Annotated in this window: 3 protein-coding genes; all 3 read left to right on the top strand. The window is 42.6% G+C overall.

The features are described from left to right. On the top strand, nucleotides 1–651 hold a 651-nt coding region (locus AC2VDX_RS13985; protein ID WP_378179512.1), incomplete at its 5' end, for an RNA-guided endonuclease TnpB family protein. 493 nt (nucleotides 652–1,144) lie between these two features. Next, nucleotides 1,145–4,297 carry a PAS domain S-box protein gene (locus tag AC2VDX_RS13980; protein ID WP_378179510.1) on the top strand — a complete coding sequence of 1,051 codons (3,153 nt, stop codon included), beginning with the start codon at nucleotides 1,145–1,147 and terminating at the stop codon, nucleotides 4,295–4,297. A 186-nt stretch (nucleotides 4,298–4,483) separates the two neighbouring features. Then, nucleotides 4,484–6,922 carry a tetratricopeptide repeat protein gene (locus AC2VDX_RS13975; RefSeq protein ID WP_378179508.1) on the top strand — a complete coding sequence of 813 codons (2,439 nt, stop codon included), beginning with the start codon at nucleotides 4,484–4,486 and terminating at the stop codon, nucleotides 6,920–6,922. The last annotated feature ends 84 nt before the right edge of the window (nucleotides 6,923–7,006 follow it).

Genomic DNA, 7,006 nt, shown 5'->3' with positions numbered 1-7,006 from the left:
GATTTGCCAAACAAACAAATAGCAAAGCTAGAAAAGAATAGAAAGCGCAAGCAACGTAAATTAGCTAGGAAGAAAGACAAGACTTCAAACAAGCGGCTCCATGCTAAACGGTTAGTTGCAAAAGTCTTTAGTAAAATATCTAGAGTAAGAGAGGATTTTCTACACAAGCTATCTCGCAAAATAGCATACGAAAACCAAGTTATTTGTGTAGAAGATTTGGCAGTTAAGAATATGGTGAAAAATCCCAATCTGGCAAAAGCTATTAGTGATCAGGGTTGGGGAATGTTTCTAGCCATGCTTAAATACAAAGCTGAGAAGTTTGGACATACATATCAAGAGATAGGGCGTTTCTTCCCATCTTCTCAACTTTGTAGCGCGACTCTACTACCAATCCCATCTCTACAAAATGGTTATGATTCTTTGGGTTTAAGGTTCGTAGATTGTCCACACTGCCAACAGCAACATGATAGAGATATCAACGCTGCAATCAATATTAGAAATGAAGGTTTGCGACTTTTGGAGTTAGGAACTAGCTCTTCTGCCCTTGGAGGGGATGTAAGACCAAAGTCTTCAGGACGTAAAAAATCCATGAAGACCGAGGCAATCCCCAATGAATTGGGAAGCCTACACTGTACCGCAAGGTCAGTGTAGGTAGTTCACTTGCTTTCTTCCACAAGGAGTTGAAGGATTGGTGTATAGGACATCACAAAGAAAATGCCATCATAAACTTTTTTGTTATGATAAGCCGTCATCAACCTTTAGATAGATTTTATAGAATTTAGATATGAATAGGAAAACCATTTCATACACCATGAAAGCAGCAAAACCACCTTTTTTACTTCCCACGGGTACAAATAACCCTTAGCAGTCGCGATCGCACTTCCGGCACTGCGGTAAAAGGCTAGAGACCTTCTGTTTGAGCGAAAATGTGTAGAATTTAGCGATTTTTATGTGGATTTTCCTGCAAGTGTTAGTCCATTAGAGCGCCAGGGAACAATCTAGCTAGGGTTATCGGACGGAAAAGTTCATCGCTGAGACTTTCTCCTGCTTTTTCAGCATTGAAGACATTTAGCGCGACAAGGCAGAACAAGCATTTTCAGGTGACGGCTACCGAAATCCCGTCCAAGTTAGGAATTAAGTACTGATGAAAACTTTAGTGTCTAATAAGGAAACGGCGAGACTGGAAGCTCTCCGCCGGTATCGGATTCTTGATACAGACCCGGAAGAGGCATTCGACGATCTTGCCCATTTAGCGGCGCACATTTGTGGAACCCCGATTGCATTAATAAATCTTCTGGATGAGAATCGTCAGTGGTTCAAGTCGAAGGTGGGTTTAGAGGTATCAGAATTACCCCTTGATGTCGGGTTGTGCCCCCTGATTGAGCAACACGACATTTTAATGATTCCTGATACATTGGCTGATAAAAAGTTCGCCACCAATCCGGTCGTAATTGCTTGCCCTAGTGCCCGATTTTATGCTAGCGCACCGCTGATGACGCCTGAGGGACAGATAATTGGGGCGCTCTGTGTTGTTGATTATGTACCGCGAAACCTCAGCCCAGAACAAGTAGAGGCACTTAAAGCTTTAAGCCGCCAGGTGATTAAACTACTAGAGCTACGGCGTAATTTAGCTGAACAGGAACGCAGCATCGCTGCACGCAAACGAGCCGAGGAGGCGCTAGGGCAAGCTGCTTCCAAAAATCTGCAACTAGCACGGGCGATTACTTCAGCTTCTGAGGGAGTGGTTATTACCGATCCGAATCAGCCAGATAACCCCATCATCTACTCAAACCCAGCTTTCTCGCGGATCTCTGGGTATGAGCCAGAGGAGATTATGGGTCAAAACTGCCGTTTTCTGCAAGGTTCTGGCACAGATCCGCAAGCGATCGCTCAAATTCGCCAAGCGATTGCCGAACAACAAGAGATTCAAACGACGCTAATAAACTATCGAAAAGATGGTCAGCCATTCTGGAATGAATTAAGAATTTCGCCAGTATTTTCAGATGAGGGGAACTTACTCTACTTCGTAGGCTTGCAAACGGATATTACCGCTCGCAAGCGGGCAGAGGAAGAGCGCGATCGCTTGTTCATCCTCTCGTTAGATATGCTGTGTATTGCTGGTTTGGATGGCTATTTTAAGCGCGTGAACCCAGCCTTTGGGAAAACCCTTGGACTTTCCCAAGAAGAACTTTGTTCTACACCATTGTTCAACTTTGTTCATCCTGAAGACCAAGCAAAAACCCTTGGCGAATTGGAGAAACTTGCCACTGGCGAACCGACCCTTGACTTTGAGAACCGCTACATCTGTCAGGATGGTTCGTATAAATGGCTATCATGGACAGCCTTTCCGGTCGTTAAAGAAGGGTTGATGTATGCGATCGCCCGTGACATTAGCGATCGCAAAGCTAACGAAGAGGCGTTGCGCCAAAGCGAAGAGCGGTTTCGCAATTTAGTCGAAACGACTAGCGATTGGGTGTGGGAGGTGGATAAAAACGTTGTTTACACTTATGTCAGTCCGAAGCTCCGCGACATTTTGGGTTATGAACCAGAAGAAGTACTGGGCAAAACTCCCTTCGATCTCATGCCTCCAGAAGAAGCTTTTCGAGTTGCTAATATTTTTGGGTCAATGACTGCCCTTGCACAACCCATTACCTGTCTTGAAAATACTACTCTTCACAAAGATGGTCATCTGGTTGTTCTAGAAACCAGTGCAGTTCCAGTTTGGAATTGTGATGGAAAGTTCCAAGGTTATCGCGGCATGGATCGAGACATCACCGAGCGCAAACAGGCAGAACAAAAAATCCGCAGACAAGCTGCCTTGCTAGATGTAACAACAGATGCAATTCTCGTGCGAAATCTGGAAGACAAAATCGTACTTTGGAGTAAAGGAGCTGAGTTACTGTACGGCTGGAAGGCGGAGGAAGTTCTGGGAAAAAATGTCTCGGAGATTTTGTACAACAATCCTTCGCCTCAACTCCTAGAAGCGCAAAAGACTGTTACCGACAAAGGTGAGTGGCAAGGTGAATTGTATAAAGTTACCAAAGAAGGCAAACAAATTGTTGTCGCCAGTCGTTGGAGCTTGGTGCGCGATGACGAAGAAAAACCCAAATCAATCCTCTCCGTAGACACCGATATTACAGAGAAAAAACAACTTGAAGCACAGTTCCGCCGCGCCCAAAGAATGGAGAGTATCGGTACGCTGGCTGGCGGCATTGCCCACGATCTAAACAATGTGCTGACGCCAATTCTTGCAGCCATTCAAATCTTACAAATGGTAATTCCCGATCCGCGCAGTCAGCGGCTTTTGGATCTACTAGAAACAAATACTAAACGTGGTGCCGAGCTAATTAAGCAAGTCTTGTCATTTGCGCGAGGAGTTGAAGGTGAGAGAATGACACTTCAAGTAGGGCACTTAATTGCGGAAATTCAAAAAATTGCCAAAGAGACATTTCCTAAATCAATCGAAATATATACAGATATAGCGATGATGGAACTTTGGCCTGTCTCTGGAGATGCCACCCAAGTACATCAGGTGCTGATGAACCTCTGCGTTAATGCTCGCGATGCGATGCCAGATGGTGGCATCTTGAGTATCTCTGCCGAAAATCTTCTCATTGATGAAAACTATGCTCGGATGAATATTGATGCCAAAACGGGGTCTTATATTGTCATCACTATTTCGGATACTGGTAGTGGTATTCCGCCAGAGAGTTTAGAAAGAATCTTTGAACCATTTTTCACGACAAAGGAACTTGGTAAAGGCACAGGTCTGGGTCTTTCCACTGTTTTGGCGATTATTAAAGGTCATGACGGTTTTATCAATGTCTATAGCGAAGTAGGAAGAGGAACCCAATTTAAAGTTTATTTTCCAGCAACTAACACAACTACAACAAACGCAGAAAATAAGGAGCGTTACGAACTGCCTAGAGGTCACGGAGAATGGATTCTGGTGGTTGATGATGAACCAGCGATTCGGGAGGTGACCAAAACATCCCTAGAAGCTTACGACTATCGGGTACTCACTGCCAACGATGGGATTGAAGCGATCGCGCTCTATGCCCAGCATCGCTCGGAGATCGCTGTAGTATTAATTGATATGATGATGCCAGCGATGGATGGGTCAACCACCATCCGCGCCCTGCAAAAAATGAACCCGCAGGTCAAAGTTGTTGCCGTGAGTGGACTGGTTTCCAACCATAAGCTGGCTGCGATCGCTGGTGGCGTAGTCAAAAGATTTTTGTCGAAGCCCTACACCGCAGAAGATTTGTTGAAATCCATTCACGAGCTTCTAACTTAGTGCTGTGATTCCAGAAGTCGATGCGATACGCGCTACGCGGTCAAGTATGCGCGATCGTCACCCCCTCCCCTTTCTAGCACTAACTTTTGCCCTGTTTATCACCTTTATCAAGATTTTAATGAACCAAAACTTTGTGCCTATTTTTTTATTTAGATAAACTAAAAGTAGGCATACGAGGTTTTAGCGATGGATTATCAAAAGTTTGTTGAGCAACTGCCAAGCCTTTATGAAAATTGGGGACAAGAGTCGGTTGTACCCAAATCAACGCGGTTTCAGCAGGCACTTGACCAAGTTCAAGGAATGACTACAGCAAACGTGATGCAGTTGCTCCATTTTGCTGTGGAGTGCATGAAACCAGATGAAATATACTGTGAGATTGGCTGTTATCAAGGTTCAACTTTAATTGGCGCACTGCTCGATCATCCAGAGCGAATGGCATACGCTGTAGACAACTTTTCTGAATTTGACCAATCCGGTGAAAATCTGGACATATTAATTAATAATTTATCAAATTTTGATATTCAAGATCAAGTTTATTTTTGCAATCAAGATTTTGAAGAGTTTTTATTAGAGCTTCGAGAAATCAAGCCAGACGACAAAATTGGTGTCTATTTATATGATGGCGCTCACGACTATAGATCGCAATTATTAGGATTACTCCTAATCAGACCGTTTCTGGCTGAAAAAGCCCTGATTATTGTGGATGATAGCAATTGGGAAACGGTGCGCCAAGCTAATTGGGACTTTATGGCTGCTAACCCAGAGTGTCAATTATTGCTAGAGTTGCTGACGCCAAGAGACGGCTATCACACTTTTTGGAATGGGATTCAGGTTCTCAGTTGGGATGTAAATAAAAAATCTAACTATCCCTGGTCTACTTTCAGCCAAATGCGCCAAACATCAGTTGTTCAGGCTATCTATCAATTACAGTTTATTGAACAAAAAGAAGAGGCGTTAGATAAGCTTTATCAAGAAGCCTTATCACTGCATGAGCAAGGGCAGTTTTTAGCCGCCGAGAAAAATTATCGTGACTTTCTACTGGCGAGAAATCGCGATCCTAAAGCGTGGTTAAGCTTAGGAGTATTATATTACGAAGCCGAACAATATCAAAAGTCTATCGAAGCTATTTTAAATTTACTAAAAATAGATTCATCTCTATTTCAAGGATACTATATTCTTGGATTGTCTTTCGAGAAAATCAATCAAAATTCTCAAGCAATTTCCGCTTACACAGAAGCGATCGCTCTCGAACCAAAACTAATTGAGGCTTACAACAATTTAGGAAATCTTCTCACTCAGACAGGTGAAAGCGAGCAGGCTGAAGCAGTCTACCGTCAAGCGATCGCAGCTAACTCCAGCCACTTTGGTAGCTACCTCAATTTGGGAAATTTGTTAATGGAACAGAATCAACTTGAGCCAGCGATTGAAGTTTATAAAACAGCTCTGACGCTAAGTCCAGACAATCCTGATATATTGAATAACCTAGCGATCGCATTAGAAGCCCAAAAGAATCCTACACAGTTCATTCTAAAATTTGGTAATAAACTCTACCAGCAAGAGAGATATGAAACAGCGATTGAGCAATATCAAAAATTCATAGAAATCCAAACAGGAGATGCAGAGGTTTATTTTAACCTGAGTGATTGCTTTATACATCTAAATCGACTACAAGAAGCGATCGCTACACTTCAAGAAGGCATCTGCTTTCACCCGATAACAGGTAAGTTGCACTTTTACCTCATAAAATTATTGCAGCAGAACGGACAGATTGAAGAAGCAATATCAAGTGCAGACAAAGCATCTCAATTACTGCCTAATGAATACGTTTTCAAAATATTCAAAAACTTAATATTGCCAGCTATTTACGATACCCACGATGAAATTAATTTTTATCGTCAACGATTTATAGAAGGGATACAAAATCTAATTAAACAGACAACAATTGAAACGCTAGGAGACAAAACTAATGCCTTGATGGGTATAAGTTGTTTCACTAACTTTTACTTAGGTTATCAGGCTCACAATGTTTTAGAGTTACAACGCCAATATGGAGATTTCGTCCATCAAATTATGGCAGCAAACTATCCACAATGGGTGGAGCCTGTATCTATGCCTCCGCTTACAGAAAACAACAAAATTCGTGTTGGTTATGTTTCGGCTTATCTGCATTCTTACAGCGGAACCCTTTGGTTAACAGGCTGGTTGCGTTACTGCGAAAAGAAAAACTTTGAAATTTACTGTTACTACACAGGAAATGAACCAGACGCCATAACACGACAATTTCAGGGTTATAGTGATGTATTTCACCATATTCCTTATAATCTTGAAGCTGTATGTCAACAGATTTTGACCGACAAACTACATATACTTGTATTTCCAGAAGTTGGGATGGATGCTCTAACAATCCAAATAGCTGGATTGCGTCTTGCTCCTGTACAATGCGTAGCATGGGGACATCCAGTTACAACTGGTTTACCAACTTTAGATTACTTTTTATCTAGCCAGTTGATGGAGCCGGAAAATGCACAAGAACATTATTCGGAAAAACTGATTCGTCTACCAAATATTGGTGTGGCTTATCCCCAGGGCTATTTCATTCTAGACAGAGAGGGTGAAATCCAGTAAGCTAAAGCTCAACGAATTTTTCTTATCGAGCTATGAGAACGCTTGCCATTGTGGAAGCCTTTTCCAGTTTGCCTGACGCACGAC

The organism is Coleofasciculus sp. H7-1 (assembly GCF_057473865.1).
Note: the sequence above shows the minus strand (reverse complement) of the source record. Positions and strands in the feature narration are given on the sequence as shown.